The organism is Rhodococcus sp. 05-2255-1e, assembly GCF_002259025.1.
Classification (GTDB): Bacteria; Actinomycetota; Actinomycetes; order Mycobacteriales; family Mycobacteriaceae; genus Rhodococcoides; species Rhodococcoides fascians.
Genome location: NZ_NOZE01000033.1, coordinates 1 through 21,768, shown reverse-complemented (window position 1 = coordinate 21,768; position 21,768 = coordinate 1). Strand labels below are relative to the sequence as shown.

The window sequence follows — 21,768 nt, the reverse complement described above, 5'->3', positions numbered from 1 at the left end:
CATGTCACTCGACTTCGAAGCACCGAAAACATCCGAGCCCGAGGATGTTCCACCGACGGCTCCGGTGGAAGCCCGCAAGGCGTCGGCCCCGCTGTGGAAGCTACTACTGCGGGACAGGGTCGCCACCGTCGCCGCCGCGATCCTGGTGCTGGTCTTCCTCACCGCGATCTTCGGCCCGATGCTGGTCGGTGACGCCGCCACCGACCAAGATCTCGACCGCTCGAACCTGCCTCCGTTCACCCTCGACACCGGCTGGATGAACATCCTCGGCACCGATCCACTGGGACGCAGCATGTTGGCACGGCTGATCGTCGCCAGCAGAACCACACTCTCGGTGGCCATTCCAGCAGTGATCCTCTCGGCGATCATCGGCTCGTTCATCGGAATGTGGGCCGGCTTCCATCGCGGTTGGCGCGAGACCGCGGCGATGCGCGTCGCCGACGTCATTCTCAGCTTCCCGTCGCTGCTGATGGCCGTCGTCGTGCTCTACGTCTTCTCGCCCAGCGCCGCGAACATCGTTCTGGTCCTGACGGTCACGCGTATCCCGATCTACCTGCGTACCGCCCGCGCCGAGTCCGCCGAATTGCAGAGTCGCTTGTTCGTGGATGCCGCCCGCACGTTCGGCGCGAAGAGCGGATCGGTGATCAGACGCCATGTGGCGCCGATTCTGCTGCCGACCTTGCTCACCGTTGCGACCCTGGACTTCTGCTTCGTCATTCTCGCCGAGTCGTCACTGAGCTTTCTGGGCATCGGCATTCAGCCGCCGGACGTCTCGTGGGGCCTGATGGTCTCGCAGGGCCGCACCTACTTGCAGACTGCATGGTGGCTCTCGTTCTTCCCCGGCCTGGCCATAGTGCTGACGACCGTCTCGGCCACCGTGCTCGCCGCCTGGGCGCGCATCGCCACCGACCCGGCGCAGCGCTGGCGACTCAACGTCCCCCGCTCCAAGCGGTCCCGCCTGCTCCCCGTACGAAAGGTCGTCTCATGAGCGCACCGGCAACTGCACCACAGCGACCGGACACCGGCAGCGTCGCCCTGGACGTACGCGGACTCACCGTCGACCTGCGGACGCCGTCGGGTGTCATTCGCGCCGTCGACAACGTCACCTTCAGCGCGCGCCGCGGTGAAACCCTCGCTCTGCTCGGTGAATCGGGCTGTGGCAAGTCGATGACGGCACAGGCCATCGTCGGGTTGCTCGAGCCGATCGCCGACATCACCAGTGGCTCGGTCGAGATGGGTGAGGTGGACCTGGTGACCGCCAAGACCAAGGTGCGACGCACCATCGCGGCCACCGAACTCGCCATCGTCTTCCAGGATGCGCTGACGGCACTCAATCCCGTCTACACCGTGGGAACTCAACTGGCCGAGCCGTTTCGGATCCACCGGGGCATGTCGGCCAAACAGGCCCGAGCCGAAGCCATCGCGCTGATGACCCGGGTCGGTATCCCGGAACCGGAGTCGCGAGCCGACTCCTACCCGCACCAGTTCTCCGGTGGCATGCGCCAGCGTCTGTTGATCGCGATGGCCGTGGCCCTGAGCCCGTCTGTGTTGTTGGCCGACGAACCGACCACCGCGCTCGACGTGACAGTGCAGGCGCAGATCATGGCACTGCTCAAGGAATTGCGCACCGAGCACGACATGGCCGTCGTACTCATTACCCACGATCTCGCTCTGGTGGCCGAAGAGGCCGATCGAGTGGCAATCATGTACGCGGGCAACGTCGTCGAAACCGGGTTGGTTTCGGAGGTGTTCGGATCGCCGCGCCACCCCTACACCAAGGGCTTGTTGGACTCGGTACCCGTCCACGCCGTGCGAGGTGAGGATCTGAAGTCGATCGGCGGCACCCCGCCGGATCTGCATTCCATTCCCAGCGGATGCGTCTACCAGGCCCGCTGCCCGATCGCCCGCGAGATCTGCATCAGCACTCGCCCTCCGCTCGAATCCGTCGGCACCGGCCGCCTGTCGGCCTGCCACTTCCCGAACGAGGTATCGCGCAATGTCTGAGCAACTGTTGACCGTTCGTGGCCTGAACAAGACCTTCGACGTCGGGCGCGGGAAGCTACGCGCTCTGGACTCCATCGACCTCGACCTGCGGCGCGGCGAGACCCTCGGCCTGGTGGGTGAATCCGGCTGCGGCAAGTCCACTCTCGCGCGCACGCTGATGATGCTCGAACGCCCGGACTCGGGCACCGTCGCCTTCGACGGCATCGATCCCTTCGCTCTGCGCGGCAAGGAACTCCTCGCCTGGCGCCGCCGCGTACAGATGGTGTTCCAGGATCCGTACGGTTCACTGAACTCACGCATGACGGCCGGGGACATCATCGGTGAACCCTGGCGAACCCACAAGAGCCTGTACAAGACTCGACGTGACCGCTCCGCGCGGGTGCGTGAGCTGCTGCATCTGGTGGGCTTGCGGCCGAGCGACGAGAACCGGTTCCCACAGGAGTTCTCCGGCGGGCAGCGCCAGCGCCTCGGCATCGCGCGCGCTCTGGCACTGAACCCCGACGTCATCATCTGCGACGAGCCGGTGTCGGCTCTCGATCTCTCGGTCCAGGCCCAGGTGCTCAACCTGCTCAACGATCTGCAGAAGCAACTCGGCATCTCCTATGTCTTCATCTCGCACGATCTCTCGGTCGTTCGGCACGTCGCCGACCGAGTCGCGGTGATGTACCTGGGCCGCATCGTCGAATCCGGAGCCACCGAGGCAGTGTTCGATCGGCCCGCGCACCCCTACACCGCAGCGTTGATGTCTGCTGCACCCACACTCGACGCGTCGAGCCGCGGGGACAAGATTCTGCTGAAAGGCGAGGTGCCGTCGCCACTGAATCCGCCGTCGGGGTGCCGTTTCCGTACTCGCTGCTGGAAGGCGACCGACCTGTGCACGAGCGACGCACCACCCGTCGCACACGACGCCGACGAGGCCGATCATGTTGCCGAATGCCATTATCCGCTCGTGGCAGGGAATCTCGGTCTCGTCGCCGCCGGAACATGACACTCACGCACCTGAGTGTCACCGGCTTCGTCGTCGTCGCCCTCGCGATCTTCTTCGCATCCGCGATGCAGGCGTCGATCGGCTTCGGCATGGGCATGCTGGCCGCCCCCATCGTGGCCATCGTCGACCCCGGACTCGTACCGGGAACGCTGATCATGCTCGCGGTCGTGGTCAGCGTGCTCGTACTGGTACGCGACCGGACGGCTCTCGATCTCTCGGGAGCCGGATGGGCACTCGCCGGACGACTCCCCGGCTCGGTGGTGGGCGCGCTCCTACTGGTCCTGTTGCCCGAACGCGGACTGGCGATACTGTTGGCACTCGTGGTCCTGGGCGGCGTCGCGCTGACGTCGTTCGGCTGGGTTCCGTTGCCGCACAGACGTAATCTCGTCGTCGCCGGGGCCGCGTCCGGAGTTCTGGGAACCGCCACCTCCATCGGCGGACCACCGATGGCTCTGGTGTGGCAAGGCAACTCCGGAGCCGAACTCCGCAGCACCATGAGTTGCTTCTTCCTCGTCGGCTCGATCATTTCCATCGCGGTGTTGACGGTGGCCGGAGCGGTGAACAGCCACACCGCCACGCTGTTCGCGTTCCTGGCCCCAGCGACAGTTCTGGGGTTCCTGCTCTCTCGGGTGATCAACCGAGTTCTCGATCGGCGACGCCTACGTATCACGGCAATCGCCGTCTCGGCCGTGGGCGCGATCGTGCTCGTCGTCCAGCAAGTACTGGCCCTGACGTGAGTGAAGCGTCACGTGTTGCATCGGCTCCAGTGGGTAACCGGATCCGATGACTACGAACACAACGCGCGCGTTGATCGTCGGTGCCACCGGCATTTCCGGGCAGGCGCTGTGCCGCGCAGCACTCGATGCAGGCTGGACCACCTACGGACTGAGTCGGAGCGGCAATACCCCCGTCGACTGCGTTGTGCCGGTCGCGGCGGATCTGCTCGACCCGAAGTCCCTCGAAGACGCGCTGAAGGACGTCCGCCCCGAGGTCGTGTTCTTCACCGCGTGGATGAAGAAGGACTCCGAGCAGGAGAACATCGAGGTCAACTCGGCGACCCTACGCAATGTGCTCGATGTTCTCGGCCCCCTCGATTCGGTGAAGCACGTCGCGCTGATGACCGGACTCAAGCACTACCTCGGCCCGTTCGATGCATACGGTGAGGCCGTGATGGCCGAGACGCCGTTCCACGAAACCGAGGACCGCCTCGACACCCCGAACTTCTACTACGCGCAGGAAGACGAACTGTTCGCCGGCGCAGACAAATACGGGTTCGGATGGAGTGTGCACCGCGCTCACACCGTCTCCGGTTTTGCCGTGGGCAACGCGATGAACATGATGCTGACGCTGTCCGTCTACGCGTCGATCTGTAAGGAACTGGGCGAGAAGTTCGTCTTCCCCGGCTCCGAAACCCAGTGGAACGGCTTGACCGACCTCACCGACGCCGACCTGCTCGCCGAGCAGATGGTCTGGGCCGCAACCGACGACAACGCGCGCAACGAGGCGTTCAACATCGCCAACGGTGACGTCTTTCGCTGGCGCTGGCTGTGGCCGCAGTTCGCCGAGCACTTCGGCGTCGAGCCCGAGGGCTTCGACACCGAGCCGCGTCCCCTCGAACCCCGCATGTCCGATGCGGCCGCCGCGTGGAAGCGCATCGCCGAGAAGCACGATCTGGTGGAGAGCGATGTCTCCCGCCTGGCGTCGTGGTGGCACACCGACGGTGACCTCGGCCGCGACATGGAATGCCTGACAGACATGAACAAGTCCAAGAAGGCCGGCTTCCTGGGCTTCCGCTCCACGCCCGATGCCATCGCCTCGGTGATTCAGCGTTACCGAGATGCACGCCTGATTCCTTAGCGCGGCTGCGCCGCATGTGAGTGGAAACTCGACCCCTGCTACGAGTTTCCACTCACATGCGCGTAGCGCTCTCGCACCGCCGGCGTGGGGTCTGCCTCGTATGTCTTCGAGGTGGCCTGCGCCCAGGTCGGCGGCTCACTGGTCCCGGCCAAAGTCCATGCTGCCTGGCGCGCTGCCCCGTCGGCGACGTATTCACCGGGCTCGGGTACGGCCACCGGCACCCCGAGAATTGCCGGGGCCAAGGCTCGGAGCGCCGCGGACTTGGCACCGCCGCCGATGAGCAGTACTCGCTGCACGTCCACTCCCTGTGCACGCAGGTAGTCGATACCGTCGGCCAGTCCGCACAGCAGTCCTTCGACGGCAGCGCGAGCCAGGTGGCCCGGAGTCGAATTGTTCAGTCGTAGTCCATGAATCGCACCGGACGCGTCGGGGAGATTGGGCGTCCGCTCGCCCTCGAAGTACGGCACCATCACCACACCGTCGCTCGTCGTCGACAGAGCCAACCGCGACAACTCGTCGTGATCGACGCCCAGCATTCGCGCCGTCGCATCGAGGACACGCGCCGCGTTGAGCGTGCACACCAACGGCAGCTGACGCCCGGTGGCGTCGGCGAATCCGGCGACCAGGCCCGAACCGTCGGCCGCGGCTGCGGTGGTCACCGCCGAGACGACGCCGGACGTGCCTATCGAGACCACCACATCACCGGGCTGTGCGTCGAGGGCAAGCGCCGCCGCGGCATTGTCTCCGGTACCCGGGCCGATCAGCGCCCCGGCGGCAGTGTGGCCTATCGCCTCATTCGGCGCAGCCACGCGGGGCAGCAGTGGGTTGCGGCCACGAAAGCCCAACTGCAACAGATCCGTTCGATACTCGTTCGTGGCCGCCGAGAAGTATCCGGTGCCGCTCGCATCGCCGCGATCGGTGGCCAAGGCGTCGAGCCCCGACGCGCCACCGAGCTGCCAGCCGATCCAATCGTGCGGAAGGCACACCGCCGCAGTGCGATCGGCGTTGTCGGGCTCGTTGTCGGCGAGCCACCGCAGCTTGGCGACGGTGATCGAGGCCAACGGAACCACGCCGACCGCGTCGGCCCAGGCCTGACCGCCGTCGCCACCGGTCTTCTCGCCGAGCTCCGCGATCAGATCCTCTGCCGCCTGGGCCGATCGAGTGTCGTTCCACAGCAATGCTTTACGGACCACGGATCCGTTGTCGTCGAGGCAGACCATGCCGTGTTGTTGCGCGCCGACCGACACCGCAGCGACATCGTCCAGCCCGCCGGCGGCGTCGACGGCCTCGTCGAGTGCTTCCTTCCACCGCTGCGGGTCGATCTCGGTGCCGTCGGGATGACCGGCACGGCCGTGACGCACCAACTCCCCGGTGTCGGCATCGCGAACGAAAACCTTGCACGATTGGGTGGAAGAGTCGATTCCGGCAACGAGAGCCACGATGAGCTGGTCCTTTCGTACGCAAGTGTGACCTACGACCCTACCCGCGGGGCGTGGTCGCCTCGGTCACCAGCGTGCGTGCACAGGCGATGGCCTGCGGGGTGGTGTCGAAGACGTGTCGAGCGTCGTCGTCCTTGGTGGTGAACACCCCCAGGGCTGCGAGGGGACGCAGGTGCTCCGGCTTGGCACCGGAGATCAGGACGGTGATGTGTCGGTGTTCGAGTTCGGTGATGGTGTCCTTGAGAACGATGGCGCCGGTGGCGTCGATCGTGGTGACTCGGGACATACGGAGGATCACCACCTTCACGTCCGAGACGTCGGCGAGTTCGAGCAGGAAGCTGTGCGCGGCACCGAAAAACAGCGCACCGTCGATGCGGTACGCGACGATGTGTTCCCGCAGCAGGTCTCCTTCTCCCTTCGAGACCGCATCGAGTGTGTTCAACGGGACCTGCTCGACCGTGGCCGATCGCGCAACGGCCCGGAGAGCCAGGACGGCAGCGAACCCGACGCCGACCGCCACCGCCGTCACGAGATCGAAGACCACCGTGACGAGGAAGGTCGCCGCCATCACCACGGTGTCCCCGCGGCCGGCGCGGGTGATCGCCCGGATGGACGCGGTCTCGACCATCCGCACCGTGGTTGCGAGCAGCACTCCAGCCAGGGCTGCAAGCGGGATATCGGCGACCAACCCGGCCGCGGAGTACATGATGGCGGCGAGGATCACCGCGTGGGTGAGGGCCGCGAGCCTGGTGCGGGCACCGGATCGAACGTTGACCGCAGTCCGGGCGATGGCACCTGTGGCGGGGATGCCCCCGAACAGGGGTGCGGCGATGTTCGCAAGGCCCTGTCCGAACAACTCCCGGTCGGGGTTGTGGCGAGCGCCGACGCCCATCGAGTCCGCGGCCGTGGCGGACAACAGCGATTCCAGGGCAGCCAGAGCGGCGACGGCACACGCCGGGGCCAGCAACGCCGTCACGTCACCCAGGTGGAAAAAGCCCAGGCTCGGGGCGGACAACGACGACGGAATGGTGCCGATGCGGGCGATGTCCAGATCGAACAGCTGGGTGGCCACGGTAGCGGCAGCAACCGCGACCAACGAGAACGGGATCTTCGGTGCCAGGCGGCCGCCGACGAGCATGACGATCGCGACGGCGATCGCCACAGCGGGGGTGAGAATGCTTGCATGCGCGACGAACGAACGGACAGCATCGAACGCGGACTGCCAGACCTTGTCACCTTTCGCGTCCGTGATACCCAGCGCCGACGGAACCTGTTGCAGTGCAATGACAACGGCGATGCCCGCGGTGAATCCTTCGATGACGGGCGCGGGCATGTACCGCACAGCTCGGCCGATTCCTGCTACCGCGAGCACCAACAGAATGATCCCGGCCAGCAGCCCGACCGCGAGCACTCCCGTCGGCCCGTACTCGGCGACGATCGGGACCAGCACCACCGTCATCGCACCGGTCGGACCCGATACCTGAAACCGTGAGCCACCGAATACCGCGGCCACGACTCCCGCGATGATGGCGGTGGTCAGTCCCGCCGCTGCACCCAGCCCGGTGCTGACTCCGAATCCGAGCGCGAGGGGCAGCGCCACCAGCGCCACGATGAGGCCGGCGAGAAGATCCGAACCGGGTGCGCGCAGCGCGGGCTTCCACTCGCTCCATCTGGGTAGAAGGGCGGATACCGCCCTCAGGGCGTCGTTCGTGCGGGTGCGTTTCGTCGGTTCGGACATGCGACGCTTCCTGAAAGTTCATCGTTCTTGATCCAGTTGATTGCTAAGTTTAGCAAGTAATGAATCAGATGCGGAGAGATGCTGCACACCTCCCTCGAACATCGGCTCAGGTGCGCGATCCGGACTCGCCGTCCAGCAGTTCCACCTGGTTGGCCACCACGCCGGTCAATATCTCCCGGGCCACCACGAGGAGGTCCGCCACTTTCGGAGACGTCAGCGTGTACGACACCGACAATCCCTCCCGAGTGCCCTCGATGAGACCCGCGCGACGCAGAATCGACAGCTGCTGCGACAGATTCGCCGGCTCGATGCCCACCTCGGGCAGCATCTCGGACACTGCGTGTTCGCGTTCGCTCAACAGTTCCAGCACTCGAATGCGCGCGGGATGAGCCAACGTCTTGAAGAAGTCGGCCTTCATTCTGTACAGCGGTCGACTCGAATCCGTGGCCATGACGTCCTTCCGCTTCGCCGAGCACTGCGCAGCAGGCTACTTGCGAACACTAGCAATCAGCCACCGAGAAGGACGACCTCAGTGCCCCTGCCGAAACTCCGCTACCTTCACTGGCATGCGCGGAGAACCCGAGGAATCCACCGACTTCAGGCTGACCGTGGCCACCGCGGCCCTGGATCTGTTCTCGGTCAAGGGCTACGACTCGACGACGGTCGACGACATCGCGGTGGCGGCCGGAATCTCGCGTCGGACGTTCTTCCGGCAGTTCCGCGCCAAGGAAGACGTCGTCTTCGCCGATCACGAGATCCTGCTCGAGCAGGTCGGCGCTCTGCTCGCGGCCGACACCGGCGACCCATGGCAGGCCGTCTGCGATGCCGCGCAGCTGGTGTACGAGCGATTCTCGGACTGGAAAGAGATGTCGCGGCTGCGATATCAGGTGGTGCATCGAATTCCCGCCCTGCGCGATCGCGAGATCGTCACCGTGTTCCGCTACGACCGTCTCTTCGTCGAATACCTGCAGCGGGCGCTGCCCGACCACCCTCATCTGGAGATCCTGCAGTTCTCCGCCTCGGTGACCGCCACCCACAACTACTTTCTACGACGGATGATCCGCGACGGCCTACCGACGTCCGTCACCGACCTGCGCGCAGCGTTGGCGCAGGTCCGCGCCCAATCCTCGGGAGACGTCGTGGTCGCGACATTCCCGCGGGGCACGTCCGTGAACACCGTCGCCGACGCGTTGGCCCGCCACCTTCCGGAGTGACACCCACCCAAGATGGCACTCAGTGCCGTCTTGGCGAGCCCCACCCTTGAATCGGGGCCGGTCCGGTCGTACACTGAGGTGAAGCTTGGCACTGAGTGCCCTTTCTGGGCAGTGCTGTACCCCCGACATCGCGAGGAGCGTGGCCGACATGGCCGGAAATCCCGACTTCGATCTCTACCAGTCACCCGAGGAACACGAGGAGCTGCGCGCAGCGATCCGGGCCCTGTCGGAGAAGGAGATCGCCCCGTACGCCAAGGAGGTCGACGAGGACTCGCGCTTCCCGCAGGAGGCGCTCGATGCCCTCAACGCGTCCGGCTTCAACGCCGTCCACGTTCCCGAGGAGTACGACGGTCAGGGTGCCGACTCGGTTGCCGCCTGCATCGTCATCGAAGAGGTCGCCCGCGTCTGCGGCTCATCCTCACTGATTCCCGCCGTCAACAAGCTCGGCACGATGGGCCTCATCCTCAAGGGCTCCGAGGAGCTCAAGAAGCAGGTCCTGCCCTCGCTCGCAGGCGGCGCGATGGCGTCGTACGCACTGTCCGAACGCGAAGCCGGCTCCGACGCCGCCAGCATGCGGACCCGCGCGAAGGCCGACGGGGACGACTGGATCCTCAACGGCTCCAAGTGTTGGATCACCAACGGCGGCAAGTCCGACTGGTACACCGTCATGGCCGTCACCGATCCCGACAAGGGTGCCAACGGCATCAGCTCGTTCATCGTGCACAAGGACGACGAAGGATTCGTCGTCGGCCCCAAGGAGAAGAAGCTCGGCATCAAGGGTTCGCCCACCGCCGAGCTCTACTTCGAGAACTGCAAGATCCCCGGAGACCGCATCATCGGTGAGCCCGGTACCGGGTTCAAGACCGCGCTCGAAACCCTCGACCACACCCGGCCCACCATCGGCGCACAGGCCGTCGGCCTCGCTCAGGGCGCTCTCGATGCAGCCATCGCATACACCAAGGACCGCAAGCAGTTCGGCACGTCGATCTCGAGCTTCCAGGCCGTGCAGTTCATGCTCGCCGACATGGCAATGAAGGTCGAAGCTGCCCGCCTGATGGTTTACAGCTCCGCAGCACGCGCCGAGCGCGGCGAGAAGAACCTCGGATTCATCTCTGCCGCAGCGAAGTGCTTCGCCTCCGATGTCGCGATGGAGGTCACCACCGACGCCGTCCAGCTCTTCGGCGGTGCCGGCTACACCACCGACTTCCCCGTCGAGCGCATGATGCGCGACGCCAAGATCACGCAGATCTACGAGGGCACCAACCAGATTCAGCGTGTCGTCATGTCGCGGGCGCTGCTCAAATGAGCAACATCGAACTCGTAGGCGTCGTCGGCGGCGGCACCATGGGTGCCGGTATTGCCGAAATGTGCGCCCGCTCCGGTAGCTCGGTGCTGATCCTGGAAACCAGCCAGGGCACCGCCGACGCCGCCGAAGCACGCCTGGACAAGTCGTTCACACGGGCCGTCAAGTCCGGCCGCATCGAAGCCGATGCGGCCGAGAAAGCCCGCGCCGCAATCTCGTTGACGCTCGACATCAACGATTTCGCCGATCGCGATCTCGTGATCGAGGCGGCACCGGAGATCGAATCACTGAAGCTGGATCTGTTCGGCAAGCTCGATTCCATCGTCAAGCCCGAAGGAATCCTGGCGACGAACACCTCGTCGATCCCCGTCATCAAGATGGCCAACGCGACCAAGCGACCCGGCCAGGTCGTCGGAGTGCACTTCTTCAACCCGGTGCCGGTACTGCCGTTGGTCGAAATCGTCGTCAGCCTCCTCACCAGCGAAGAGACCGTCGACGCCGTCACCGATTACGCGGCGAACACACTGGGCAAGAAGACGATTCGTGCGGGCGACCGTGCGGGATTCATCGTCAACGCATTGCTCATCCCCTACATGGTCTCGGCCATCCGTATGCTCGAATCCGGCTTCGCCAGCGCCGAGGACATCGACGACGGCATGGTCAACGGTTGCGCCCACCCCATGGGACCGTTGCGTCTGACCGACACCGTCGGCCTCGACGTCACCCTCGCGGTCGCAGAATCGTTGTACGCCGAATTCCGTGAGCCGCATTACGCTCCGCCCCCGCTGCTGCAGCGCATGGTGGACGCGGGAATGCTGGGTCGCAAGAGCGGCAAGGGTTTCTACACGTACTCCTAGCCCACGGCCTTGCTTTTCCGGCACGCCCCCCCCTTCTGGATCAATGCGGCATTCAGCTACTCCGAGTAGCTGAATGCCGCATTCATCCGTTGGTGGGGATGGTGTGAACTTGGGGGTGGCGTGGACCAGGGAGAGACCCGACTCAGTTTGTTTGCGGGCGACTCTGGGCATTCGGCGTGAAGACGGAATCGAGCAGCAGGTTCCCCACGCAATGAATACCAGGTTCGGAGACGACCCCATCGTGAGTGATCAGTACACCTTTACCAATCCCGTCACGCAGTACCGCCAGGACGGATTCCCTGAGCAGCACCAGGATCCGCCCGGTCTCGCTGCCGATCTACAACCCCTGGCCGACCACGGCGAGCAGACGTACCGCGGGTCCGGACGGCTGACCGGCCGTAAGGCCCTGATCACCGGTGCCGACTCCGGCATCGGCCGTGCGGCCGCCATCGCCATTGCCCGCGAGGGTGCCGACGTAGTTCTCAACTACCTGCCGTCGGAGGAGAAGGACGCGCAGGACGTCGCCCAGCTGGTTCGCGACGCCGGTCGCACCGCCGTCCTGGCACCGGCAGACCTCACCGACGAGAAAGCTGCCCGCGCCCTCGTGCACACCGCCGTCGACGAGCTCGGCGGCCTGGACCTGTTGGTCAACGTGGCAGGCAAGCAACAGTTCGTCGAGGATCTGGCGGATCTCACGTCGGAGCAGTTCGACCAGACCTTCAAAACCAATGTGTACGCACTGTTCTGGATCATTCAGGAAGCGGTGCCGCACATGCCTGCCGGCTCGACGATCGTGAACACCAGCTCCATCCAGGCGTACACACCCTCGCCCGGTCTGGTGGATTACGCGACGACGAAGATGGCCATCAACACCATCAGCAAGGCTCTCGCGCAGCAGTTGGCACCGAAGGGGATTCGGGTCAATGTCGTTGCGCCCGGTCCGTTCTGGACTCCGCTGCAGGCCGCGGGCGGGCAGCCGACGTCGGCACTGCCGGAATTCGGGAAGGAAACCCCACTGGGCCGGGCAGGTCAGCCGGCCGAGATCGCGGGCGCGTACGTGTACCTGTCCTCAGCGGAATCGGGATACGTCACCGGAGACACCCTCAACGTCAACGGCGGAATGCCGACGCCGTAGTCGCTGTGCGCTCTGCGTGAATGGACCATTCACACCCGTCCGGGCTCGTGAATGGTCCATTCACGCGTTCGGGAGACGTCAGTCCTTCGGGCCACCGGCTGCGTAGACGACCTGACCCGAGATGAAGCCGGCACCCTCGCTGACGAAGAACGACGCCAGGTGGGCGATGTCGTCGGGATGTCCGACGCGGTTGACCGGAATCTGCGACGCCGCAGCAGCTTTGAAGTCGTCGAACGACATTCCGACTCGCTCGGCGGTGGCTGCCGTCATCTCGGTTTCGATGAATCCGGGGGCGATGGCGTTGGCGGTGACGCCGAACTTGCCGAGCTCGATGGCGAGAGTCTTGGTGAATCCCTGCATGCCGGCCTTGGCCGCGGAGTAGTTAGCCTGACCGCGGTTGCCGAGGGCCGAGGTGCTCGACAGGTTGACGATGCGACCCCACTTGGCGTCGATCATGTGCTTCTGCACTGCACGCGTCATCAGGAACGAGCCGCGCAGGTGCACACCGAGCACGGAATCCCAGTCCTGCACCGTCATCTTGAACAGCAGGTTGTCGCGGGTGATGCCTGCGTTGTTGATCAGTACGGTCGGTGCACCGAACTCGCTCGCGATGCGGTCGACTGCAGTCTGCACCGACTCCTCGTCGGCCACGTTTGCGCCGATGGCCACGGCCTGCCCACCTGCGGCCTCGATCGCGCCGACGGTGTCGCTGCACGCGGCCTCGTCGAGGTCGACCACCGCGACGCCGAAACCGTCCTTGGCCAGTCGCTTGGCCACTGCTGCACCGATGCCCCGGGCACTACCGGTGACGATGGCCGTCTTGATCTGATCACTCACGAATATCTCCTGACACAACGCCGAATCGAATTACCTGTCATCTGTTTCTACCAACCCCGGCGGCGCAGTCAGTACGCAGCCACCGCTCCGTCGAGTGCTTTCTGCATTCCCTCTGCCACCACGCGGGTGATGTCGATCGGTTTCTGGGGCAGATCGGTGATGGGCGTATCGAAGTAGACGCTCGCCTGCTTGACTTTCGCCGAGCCGGGGCCGTAACTCAGTCCGATGCAGATCAACGTCGGTTCGACGCCGAGTTTGCGGGCCCGCATCGCGATGTGGCCGATTCCGCTGCCGACGTGTTGCACCGTCGTCGGGTCCTCGAGGTTGCAGGTGCCTTCCGGGAACACCGCGAGGTCGTCGCCGCGCTTCATTCTTTCGGCACTGATGTCCATCATGCGGTTGCCTGCCGCGCTGACTGCCCGCATCCCGTGATTCTTGCCGCGAAAGACGGGAATGCCGCCCATCATGTCGATTCGCTTGCGCTGCTTGGGGTCCTGGAACAATTCGTCCTTCGCGAGCACTCTGGTGCGCCCGATCACCGGACGCAGCGGCGACGCCCAGGCCGCCGCTGCGAGGGTGTACGGATCACTCTCGGTGAGGTGATTGACCGCGATGAGCAGACGCGTGTTGTCGTACACCAGACGCCGCAGCTCCTCCCGGGCACCGTCGGAGTACGACACCCGCGGGCGGAAGCGTCGGGCGAGGGCGGCGTACGCCAGCCTCGCGACCTGACGATTCTGCTGATGACGCAGATAGAAGTCGTACACCGTCTCGTCGTTCTCGAGAATTACCGCAGGCCGCTCCATGAGCCGAGCCTAATGGTTCGAGCTGTGCCGCCGAGGCCGAGGCCTCATTCGTACCGCCTACCCGATGATCGCCTTGTATTCGGTGAAGATCGGCGCGTACTCGGGGCCGCAGTTCGCGATCGACCAGTCTGTGAGAAGGGTGAGGTTCTCGAACACTCCATTCATCGCGTCGAAGTCGCCGGCCGCACCCTTGGCGTCGGCCACTTCCATGGCCTGCAGCCACGCCAACGGTTCCGGTGAGGCGACGGCTTGCAGCTCCGACTGGGTCACCGGGGCCTTCGCAGCGAGTTCTTCGGCAATGGATTCGGCCGTTTCGATACCACCGGCCTCTAACTCCCGCAGGTTGGTCAGACCCTGCGCCACCTGTGTGGCGTACAGCGTGCAGAAGTCCGACCCACCCGAATCCACTTCCACCGACTCCACGGATTCTGCGGCCGTCGGCTCAGCCATGGTGGACGGGCTCTCTTCAGTGGACGAACACCCCACGAGAGCGAAGAGAATTACCGCGCATCCCAAAGTCGATCGACTGTTCATCGGCGTTGCACTCCTCGTGAACCCTGCCTGGACGACCGCCAGTCTGCGCCTGTGTACTCGGTTGTGCAGCGCTGTGAGCACCGCGAACGGTTCGAGCCTGCCTCACACCCGCGAGGAACCCATTGCCCGGATCCCGACGATCAACCCGACCGCCGCGGTGGCTGCGGCTGCAGCGACACCTGCCGTCACCGTCGAACTCACGAAGTCGCCGGCGAACAGTGCACGTTCGGCGTCGACGAGATATCCGAGCGGGTTGATGTTCACCAGGAACTGCATCCACCCCGGGGCGGCCGTCAGCGGCAACATCGTGCCCGAGAGGATCAGCAGCGGGAACATCAACGTCTGCTGAATGGACCAGAACACCCAATCCTGTCCGCGCACAGCCAAAGCCAACGCGTAGGACAGCGCGCCGAGCCCGACGCCGAACACCCCGAGCAGCACGATTCCCACAGCGGCACCGATCGGATTCACGGACAACCCCAGCGGCAATGCGACCAGAACGATCAACACGGCCTGCGCAGCGAGCGGCACCATTTCCTTGAACGCCCGCCCGACGAGCAGCGCCGATCGCGGCAACGGAGTTACCAACATTCGCTCGTGAGAACCCTGCTGCAACTCGGCCAGCAGATTCGAGCCCGTCATGGAGGTGCCGAAGATGGTGATCATCGCGAGAACACCCGGCACGAACCAGTCCCAGACACTTCCGTCGCCGAGACCGGGGACATCGGTGAGCAGTGGGCCGAACAGAGCGAGCAGGATCAGCGGTTGGACGAGACTGAAGATGACGGTGAACGGATCGCGCACCATCGGCCGCAATTCCCGACCCATCACCAGAGTGCTTCCGGAGAGAACGTTCATCGGAGTTCTCCTGCCACGCTCGCGTTGTCGAGCGCTGCGGCACTTTCTCGAAGACTACGGCCGGTCAGTCCGAGGAACACGTCGTCGAGAGTCGGTCGGGTCATGTCCGCAGTATGTACGCGGATACCGTGTAACTCGCACCGCCGCAGCACTTCCGGAAGAACGACTTCGGCGCGCCCGACACGCAGGTTCAGGCGCGAACCGGATCTCGTGACATCTCTGATGCCGTCCATTCCGTCGAGAAGCGGAAGAAGCGCCGACGCGTCGGACACAGTGAGAACGATCAGATCGCCTGCCAGTTCCGATTTCAGCGACGCGGCGGTGTCGTCGGCGATGACGGTTCCGTGGTCGACGACGATGACCCGCTCGGCCATCGAATCGGCCTCGTCGAGGTAGTGGGTGGTCAGAACGATGGTCGTGCCCATCTCGCGTCGTAGCCGGAGGATGTGATCCCACAGGTTGGCCCGACTCTGCGGGTCCATTCCGGTGGTCGGCTCGTCGAGGAACAACAGCGCCGGTCGGTGCACCAGCCCCAGGGCAATATCGAGTCGGCGACGCTGTCCGCCGGAGAGCGTCGAGACGGTGCGCGAGCGCAGTTCGCCGAGCTCGAGTGCGTCGATCAATTCGTCTGCGCGAGTTCGTGATCGCTGACGAGTCATGCCGTAGCACAGGCCCTGCACGACGAGTTCGTCACGCACGCGCTGGTTGTGTCCCGCGCCATTGCCCTGCCCCACATAGCCGAGACTGCGCCGGACACTGTCCCGGTCCCTGCCCACGTCGAACCCCGCGATCCGGGCCGAACCCGACGTCGGTGCCAGCAGCGTGGTCAGCATTCGCAGCGTGGTCGACTTGCCCGCACCGTTGGGGCCGAGGAGAGCGACCAGTTCTCCCTCACCGATCGTCAGATCGATGCCGCGCACCGCCTCCACGGTCTTCTTGCCCTGCCGAAAAGTCTTGGTCAATCCCGATGTTTCGATCATCTCGTGCGCCCCTCGTCGTATCGGTGAATCCGTACGAGAGGAGACGCTAGAAACGATCGCGGTCAGCTACGGTCCGCGATGCTCGGCGCGAGCGAACTAGCCGAACACCGGGAACTTGCGCTTGCTGGCGAGCTCGTCCATGCCGGCCTGAATACTGGCGCGGACCTCGTCGTATTTCGCGTCGACGTAGGCCTCGTCGTCACAGCGCGACGGATCGTGGTCGAGCTCGACCGGAGGCATGAACCGGGTTCGGATCTTGGCGGGCAACGGAATCTGCGGCAGCGCGGCAGGCGCGATGATCCACGGCAGCGAGATGGCGATGGGAAAGACCTTCAGGCGCGCAAACCTGTCCAGTCCGAGCGCTTTTGCGAGCTTGTCGCCTCGAATGAGCACCGGCATGGCGTCGGCCCCGCCCACGGTCGCCACCGGCACGATGGGCACACCCATCCGGATCGCAAGCTTGACGAAACCGGTACGACCACCCAGTGTCGCCTCGTCACGCTTGCTCCACGGCCGCAGCGAATCGACCTCACCACCGGGCCACACGATCACATCTCGGCCCTCGGCCAACGCCGTGGACATCGAGTCCGGAGCCGCCGGTAAAACTCCCATAGACCGAAAGACTTTGCCGATCAACGGAAATGCCATCAGCGCGTCGTGCGCAGTGCCGTGCAGGATTCGCTTGTCGCCGAAATGCCGCCACCACTGCGCACCCACCGTCCACGCGTCCCACACGAACGGCGCACCCGAATGCACTCCGACGACGAGAACCGGCGACTCGGGAATCGTCTCCCACCCGTCGATCTCCATCCGGAAGTAGCGATCCATGACCCCGTTCCAGAGCTTCTGCTGACGGTCCATCGCCACGGTGTTCTGATCGTCGAGATCCCAATCGCCTGCGCGGTCGGCGACCACGGACCCGAGGCCACCCGACGCCTTCTCGCGTCGCTCCTTCATCTTCAGCCGGGCCGCTGCGGCATAGCGCTGCGCTTGCTCGCGTAGAGCGTCCTTCGAAGGCTTGTCGGAGCTGTCCCCACCCACTACGTGATCCCCATCACTCATACCCGCACGGTACTCCACCACGAACTCCAGGTCCGACGACCGTGCTCGGTATCCCCGCGCGGACATCGAGCTGTCCGTTATGGTCGAATCTCCAGCCGAGCGAACGAGGTACACAGATGGATCCGATCGAACCGGCGTACGGGACGACTCCCCTACTCCTGATCGCCGCAGCAGCCGTCGCAGTTCTGCTGTTCCTGATCATGAAGGTGAAACTGCACGCCTTCGTCTCGCTGGTTCTGGTCAGCGCCGTCACCGCCGTCGCAGCGGGGATCCCACTGGCAGACGTACCGTCGGCATTGCTCTCGGGCTTCAGTTCCACCCTCGGTTCTGTCGCTCTACTCGTCGCCCTGGGTGTGATGGTCGGCAGACTGCTCGAAATCACCGGTGGCGCTCAAGTATTGGCCGATACCCTGATCAACCGATTCGGAGCCAAGCGCGCACCGCTCGCCCTCGGTGTCGCCGCGCTGATCTTCGGCTTCCCCATCTTCTTCGACGCCGGACTCGTCGTCTTCCTACCGATCATCTTCACAGTCGCCAAGCGCTTCGGCGGGTCGGTGCTGCTGTACGCGCTGCCGACCGCAGGCGCGTTCGCCGCGATGCACGCCATCGTTCCCCCGCACCCCGGTCCCGTCGCCGCCACGGAACTCCTCGGCGGAGATATCGGTTCGGTGCTTCTCGTCGGCGTCCCCGTCGCAGTCGTCTCCTGGTTCGTCGGCTCCTACCTGGTCGGTACCCAGCTCGGCAAACGATTCGTCACCGCGCCTGCCGACCTCTTCGCCGACGGCGCAGCCAACTCCGAAGAACACGACAAAGAGATGGCCGGCCTCCGCGACCCGGCACCGAAGTTCGGTGCGGTGCTGTTCATTCTGTTGACACCGCTCGTACTGATCTCGCTCAACACCGTGGTCAACACTCTGACCACCTCGGGTGTGCTGACCGGAGACGAGACCTGGGCAGCGGCCCTGACTCTCATCGGTCAGACGCCCATCGCGCTGCTCATCACCTTGCTGTTGGCCCTGTTCATCCTCGCGCCCGGACGATTCCCCGTCGCCGACGGTGCCAAGTACATGGACCAGGCCCTCGGTCCGATCTGCTCGATCATCCTGATCACCGGTGCCGGCGGCATGTTCGGCGGAGTACTTCGGGCCAGTGGCATCGGCCAGTCTCTGACCGCCTCGTTGTCCGATCTCGGACTGCCGATCCTGTTGCAGGCCTTCCTGATCGCCACCGCGCTACGCGTGGCGCAGGGTTCGGCCACCGTCGCCTTGACCACCACCGCCGGGCTGATCTCGGTCCAGGTCGCCGAGCTCGATCTGAGCAATTTCAAGATCGCGCTGTTGGTGTTCGCACTGGCCGCCGGAGCCACCGTGCTCTCCCACGTCAACGATTCCGGCTTCTGGCTCGTCAGCCGCTTCTTCGGCATGGACGAGAAAACCACCCTCAAGACCTGGACGGTCATGGAAACGACACTGGGACTTGCCATTTTCGCCGTCGCATCACTGCTGTGGGTGGTGTTCTAGCGGGCTTCTCCTTGATCGCCCTCGAGTACACATCCCCCGGACGGAAGCTCCAGAACGAGGACGTCGTGTCCCTCTCCGGTGACAACTGCGGTGAAGACCGTCTCCGCTCCATTGATCGACACCCACCAATTCATGTTTGCCCCGCGCACACGCGGCACCTGCCGATACACCGCTCGTGCGTCCTCCACCACGGAGTAAGGGTGCAGCCTCCGAGCGGTCTCGATGACGGTACGACGGACATGGTCGAGATCGATCAGGTCGTCGTCGTCCGACAATTGCGACGGACGAAAGTCGAAGAGTGCGAAAGGTATTCGGATGACCGGGAGCGTCGCCGCATGTGCCATCGATCCGTCGGATAATTCGGGGTCACGCCACTCGAGCACACCGTCCACAAACGTGGGTACTACGTCGTCGTATATCGGAGATCCGGACTCGACGCTGCGGTACAGAGCTGCGATGTACTCGGTCAGGGAGTCGAACCACGGCGCGCCCCCGTCCGCCGCCTCGGCCGAGAACATCCGTACGCAGCCGCGCCGTCGACCCGGGCGTGTGTCGGTGTAGGTCAGTCCGAAGATGCCCTCGGCGAACGGGACATAGGCGGGGAGAAACATTTCGGCCGTCTCACCTGCGTCCTGAGCGCGGACGACGGCCGGCCAATCATCGCCCAAGTAATCGATGCGGTGCCGGTTCGCGAGATTGTTCCTGTGCTGACGGACCACCTCGTCGAGCGAGAGAAGATTCGCGTCCGGCAACACCGAACCGACCGGGACGTAATCCTCACCCTGCGGAACGTGCTGCCCGTCGTGCAGTTCGTAGAACTCGCGTAGTTCCTCGGTCCACGGCGTTGTCGCACGTTCCGCAGACTCTCGCTCGCCCGCGGTTCGCGGCGGCCGAATCGACGCAGCAGTGATGGGCGCACGTTCACGAAGCGTCGCCATGTACGCGGTCCATACCGCGGTGAGGTTCACGACTCGAACCTAATGGGTCTCGATCGGCGAGGGGGTTCGATACGGGTTTCCTTTCCGCGGAGATCACTCGATATGCTGCTGTCTCAGGCGAAATTCCCCCCAGCGGCGTATCGACGATGCGAGGCAATCGTGAGTGACCGCATTCGGTTCGACGGAGTGCTCGAGCCGTTGACGTGGGGCAAGAACACGTACACGATCATTCGTGTACCGCCTCGATTGGTCGAGGCCGCGGAGCTGTGGCCGACTCGTCGGATCGACGGTTCGATCGACGGACTGAGTCTCAATCTCGGTCTCAACAAAGCAGATTCGACTGTGCTGTCCGGGTCGTTCGTCTACGTCGGTGCAGGTCTCCAGCGTCGGTTGGGCGTCGCTGCCGGTGATCTGGTGTCGTGCGAATTCGAACCGGCCGACCCCGATCTCGTTCCGGCGCCAGAGGATCTGGCGCGTGCGATGGAAGATGCGAGCTGCACGACCGTATGGGAGCGGAAGAGAGCGAGCGACCGGCGTCGGTTGTTGATGCCGATCGACAATGCTGCGCGACCGCAGACCCGAGCAGAGCGCATCACGCGACTGGTGAGTTCGTTGACCGAAAGTGAACAGACGGAGGGCTGACACCAAGGCCGGTCGTCACTGCACCGGAACGAGGATTCTCCAGGCCCCCAGTGCGAGTGCGCCGACGGTGACGACGAGAAACAGTCCGACCCAGACGATGCCGGGCAGGAAAGTGAGCCGAGCCAGTTGATCGGCGTCGGAGTCCCGCGCCCGTCCGGCACTTCGGGATTTCTGCAGTTCGAGAACGGGGCGCGGACCGGCGATCAGCAGGAAGAACGTGATGAAGTACGCCGCAGCGACCTGCTGTTCCCCGGTACCCCACCAGGACACGACGAACAGCAGCCCACCGACGGTGACGAGAGACAGCAGTCCGTAGATATTACGAATCATCAACAGCATCAACGCAATCGAGATGATGCCGATCCACAACACCGCCGACGCTCGCTGTGTACCCAGTACCAGAGCGGCTCCGAGTCCGAGAAGCGACGGCCCGACGTAGCCCGCAAAAGTCATGGCGATGACACCGAGACCGGTGGGCTTGCCCTTGGAGATCGCGACGCCGGACGTATCCGAATGCAGCCGAAGACCCATCAACTGACGCCCGGTGATCAATGCGACGAACAGATGCGCACCCTCGTGCGCGATGGTCACCACGTTGCGTGCAATCCGCCAGGTCTGCGGCAACACGACGATGACGAGCGCCGCCAGGGCAGCCACTTGGACGATCCACACGGGTGGATCAGGACTCACCGCGGAAATGCGGTCCCAGAATTCGTTCACACCACACCCTATGTGAGCGGAACTTCGTAGCAGACTACGAAGTTCCGCTCACATGGGTCACCTCAGGACGCGCGTGCTTCGGCCTTGGCGCGTTCGCGGGCCAGCGAGCGATCTCGCATCTCCTCGAACTTGGTGGCCTGGCGCTCGAGGTCTTCGAGGAACGCGGCGAGTTCTTCGCGCTTGTTCTCACCGCGGGCGGTGAAGTCGTTGCGCTCGAACACTTGCCACTTGCGCAGCACGGGCCAGACGACGTCTTCGAGGTGCTGACGCAGGTCGTAGATGCCGTGCTTGGCCATCAACACACCGTTGCGGCGGAAGTTCGGCATGCCGGCACCG

At 64.6% G+C, this 21,768-nt stretch carries 23 protein-coding genes; 11 read left to right on the top strand and 12 right to left on the bottom strand.

Features of this window, described 5'->3' with window-relative positions; all coding sequences use genetic code 11:
- Window position 1 precedes the first annotated feature (1 nt).
- From CH262_RS19085 to CH262_RS19065, 5 genes are read left to right on the top strand one after another with little or no spacing between them, the layout of a single operon-like run.
- Window positions 2-988 carry an ABC transporter permease gene (locus CH262_RS19085; RefSeq protein ID WP_032400489.1) on the top strand — a complete coding sequence of 329 codons (987 nt, stop codon included), beginning with the start codon at window positions 2-4 and terminating at the stop codon, window positions 986-988.
- Complete coding sequence (locus CH262_RS19080) at window positions 985-2,004, top strand: ABC transporter ATP-binding protein (RefSeq protein WP_094718177.1); 1,020 nt, start codon at window positions 985-987, stop codon at window positions 2,002-2,004. Before CH262_RS19085 ends, CH262_RS19080 begins: the two co-directional genes overlap by 4 nt.
- On the top strand, window positions 1,997-2,992 hold the full coding sequence (locus CH262_RS19075) for an ABC transporter ATP-binding protein (protein ID WP_032374767.1): 996 nt from the start codon (window positions 1,997-1,999) through the stop codon (window positions 2,990-2,992). The genes CH262_RS19080 and CH262_RS19075 overlap by 8 nt, the downstream gene beginning before the upstream one ends.
- Window positions 2,989-3,729, top strand: a complete 741-nt coding sequence (locus tag CH262_RS19070; RefSeq protein ID WP_080731235.1) for a sulfite exporter TauE/SafE family protein — start codon at window positions 2,989-2,991, stop codon at window positions 3,727-3,729. Before CH262_RS19075 ends, CH262_RS19070 begins: the two co-directional genes overlap by 4 nt.
- Before the next feature lie 46 nt (window positions 3,730-3,775).
- Entirely contained in the window at window positions 3,776-4,849 is a 1,074-nt protein-coding gene (locus tag CH262_RS19065) for an SDR family oxidoreductase (RefSeq protein WP_032374766.1), read from the top strand.
- A gap of 38 nt (window positions 4,850-4,887) precedes the next feature.
- Here CH262_RS19065 and CH262_RS19060 read toward each other — a convergent pair whose 3' ends face one another.
- The 3 genes from CH262_RS19060 to CH262_RS19050 all read right to left on the bottom strand — a co-directional run bounded on the left by CH262_RS19060 (window position 4,888) and on the right by CH262_RS19050 (window position 8,477).
- Entirely contained in the window at window positions 4,888-6,288 is a 1,401-nt protein-coding gene (locus tag CH262_RS19060; RefSeq protein WP_027495299.1) for a xylulokinase, read from the bottom strand.
- 40 nt (window positions 6,289-6,328) lie between these two features.
- Entirely contained in the window at window positions 6,329-8,026 is a 1,698-nt protein-coding gene (locus CH262_RS19055; RefSeq protein ID WP_094718176.1) for a SulP family inorganic anion transporter, read from the bottom strand.
- A 106-nt stretch (window positions 8,027-8,132) separates the two neighbouring features.
- Window positions 8,133-8,477: an ArsR/SmtB family transcription factor gene (locus CH262_RS19050; protein ID WP_027495297.1), complete on the bottom strand. Its 345-nt coding sequence runs from the start codon at window positions 8,475-8,477 to the stop codon at window positions 8,133-8,135.
- Window positions 8,478-8,592: 115 nt separating this feature from the next.
- Between CH262_RS19050 and CH262_RS19045 the strand changes: the two genes are divergently transcribed.
- From CH262_RS19045 to CH262_RS19030, 4 genes are all read left to right on the top strand, one after another.
- Window positions 8,593-9,240, top strand: coding sequence for a TetR family transcriptional regulator (locus CH262_RS19045; RefSeq protein WP_032374763.1), 648 nt, complete (start codon window positions 8,593-8,595; stop codon window positions 9,238-9,240).
- Window positions 9,241-9,388: 148 nt separating this feature from the next.
- On the top strand, window positions 9,389-10,546 hold the full coding sequence (locus CH262_RS19040; protein WP_027495295.1) for an acyl-CoA dehydrogenase: 1,158 nt from the start codon (window positions 9,389-9,391) through the stop codon (window positions 10,544-10,546).
- A 5-nt stretch (window positions 10,547-10,551) separates the two neighbouring features.
- A complete protein-coding gene (locus CH262_RS19035) occupies window positions 10,552-11,400 on the top strand; it encodes a 3-hydroxybutyryl-CoA dehydrogenase (RefSeq protein WP_306436795.1) in 849 nt (282 codons plus the stop codon).
- Between the two features lie 211 nt (window positions 11,401-11,611).
- On the top strand, window positions 11,612-12,535 hold the full coding sequence (locus CH262_RS19030) for a glucose 1-dehydrogenase (protein WP_080730209.1): 924 nt from the start codon (window positions 11,612-11,614) through the stop codon (window positions 12,533-12,535).
- A gap of 78 nt (window positions 12,536-12,613) precedes the next feature.
- Here CH262_RS19030 and CH262_RS19025 read toward each other — a convergent pair whose 3' ends face one another.
- The 6 genes from CH262_RS19025 to CH262_RS19000 all read right to left on the bottom strand — a co-directional run bounded on the left by CH262_RS19025 (window position 12,614) and on the right by CH262_RS19000 (window position 17,612).
- On the bottom strand, window positions 12,614-13,372 hold the full coding sequence (locus CH262_RS19025) for an SDR family oxidoreductase (protein WP_032367143.1): 759 nt from the start codon (window positions 13,370-13,372) through the stop codon (window positions 12,614-12,616).
- 68 nt (window positions 13,373-13,440) lie between these two features.
- Window positions 13,441-14,178 carry a lysophospholipid acyltransferase family protein gene (locus CH262_RS19020; RefSeq protein ID WP_032390279.1) on the bottom strand — a complete coding sequence of 246 codons (738 nt, stop codon included), beginning with the start codon at window positions 14,176-14,178 and terminating at the stop codon, window positions 13,441-13,443.
- Between the two features lie 57 nt (window positions 14,179-14,235).
- Complete coding sequence (locus tag CH262_RS19015; protein WP_094718174.1) at window positions 14,236-14,628, bottom strand: hypothetical protein; 393 nt, start codon at window positions 14,626-14,628, stop codon at window positions 14,236-14,238.
- A 186-nt stretch (window positions 14,629-14,814) separates the two neighbouring features.
- On the bottom strand, window positions 14,815-15,570 hold the full coding sequence (locus tag CH262_RS19010) for an ABC transporter permease (protein WP_094718173.1): 756 nt from the start codon (window positions 15,568-15,570) through the stop codon (window positions 14,815-14,817).
- Complete coding sequence (locus CH262_RS19005) at window positions 15,567-16,550, bottom strand: ATP-binding cassette domain-containing protein (RefSeq protein ID WP_094718172.1); 984 nt, start codon at window positions 16,548-16,550, stop codon at window positions 15,567-15,569. Before CH262_RS19005 ends, CH262_RS19010 begins: the two co-directional genes overlap by 4 nt.
- A gap of 96 nt (window positions 16,551-16,646) precedes the next feature.
- Window positions 16,647-17,612 (bottom strand): lysophospholipid acyltransferase family protein, encoded by a 966-nt coding sequence (locus CH262_RS19000; RefSeq protein WP_094718411.1) that lies wholly within the window; start codon window positions 17,610-17,612, stop codon window positions 16,647-16,649.
- A gap of 116 nt (window positions 17,613-17,728) precedes the next feature.
- Between CH262_RS19000 and CH262_RS18995 the strand changes: the two genes are divergently transcribed.
- Window positions 17,729-19,132, top strand: a complete 1,404-nt coding sequence (locus CH262_RS18995; protein ID WP_027495287.1) for a GntP family permease — start codon at window positions 17,729-17,731, stop codon at window positions 19,130-19,132.
- Here the strand turns inward: CH262_RS18995 and CH262_RS18990 are convergent.
- Complete coding sequence (locus CH262_RS18990) at window positions 19,129-20,100, bottom strand: SMI1/KNR4 family protein (protein ID WP_094718171.1); 972 nt, start codon at window positions 20,098-20,100, stop codon at window positions 19,129-19,131. The two genes, CH262_RS18995 and CH262_RS18990, sit on opposite strands and share 4 nt — an antisense overlap.
- A gap of 129 nt (window positions 20,101-20,229) precedes the next feature.
- Here CH262_RS18990 and CH262_RS18985 point away from each other — a divergent pair, with 129 nt between their 5' ends.
- Complete coding sequence (locus CH262_RS18985) at window positions 20,230-20,712, top strand: YdeI/OmpD-associated family protein (protein ID WP_179275047.1); 483 nt, start codon at window positions 20,230-20,232, stop codon at window positions 20,710-20,712.
- 15 nt (window positions 20,713-20,727) lie between these two features.
- Here the strand turns inward: CH262_RS18985 and CH262_RS18980 are convergent, their stop codons facing one another.
- Both CH262_RS18980 and CH262_RS18975 read right to left on the bottom strand, forming a co-directional pair.
- On the bottom strand, window positions 20,728-21,432 hold the full coding sequence (locus CH262_RS18980) for a M50 family metallopeptidase (protein ID WP_032369542.1): 705 nt from the start codon (window positions 21,430-21,432) through the stop codon (window positions 20,728-20,730).
- 62 nt (window positions 21,433-21,494) lie between these two features.
- On the bottom strand, window positions 21,495-21,768 hold a 274-nt coding region (locus tag CH262_RS18975), incomplete at its 5' end, for an acyl-ACP desaturase (RefSeq protein ID WP_179275046.1).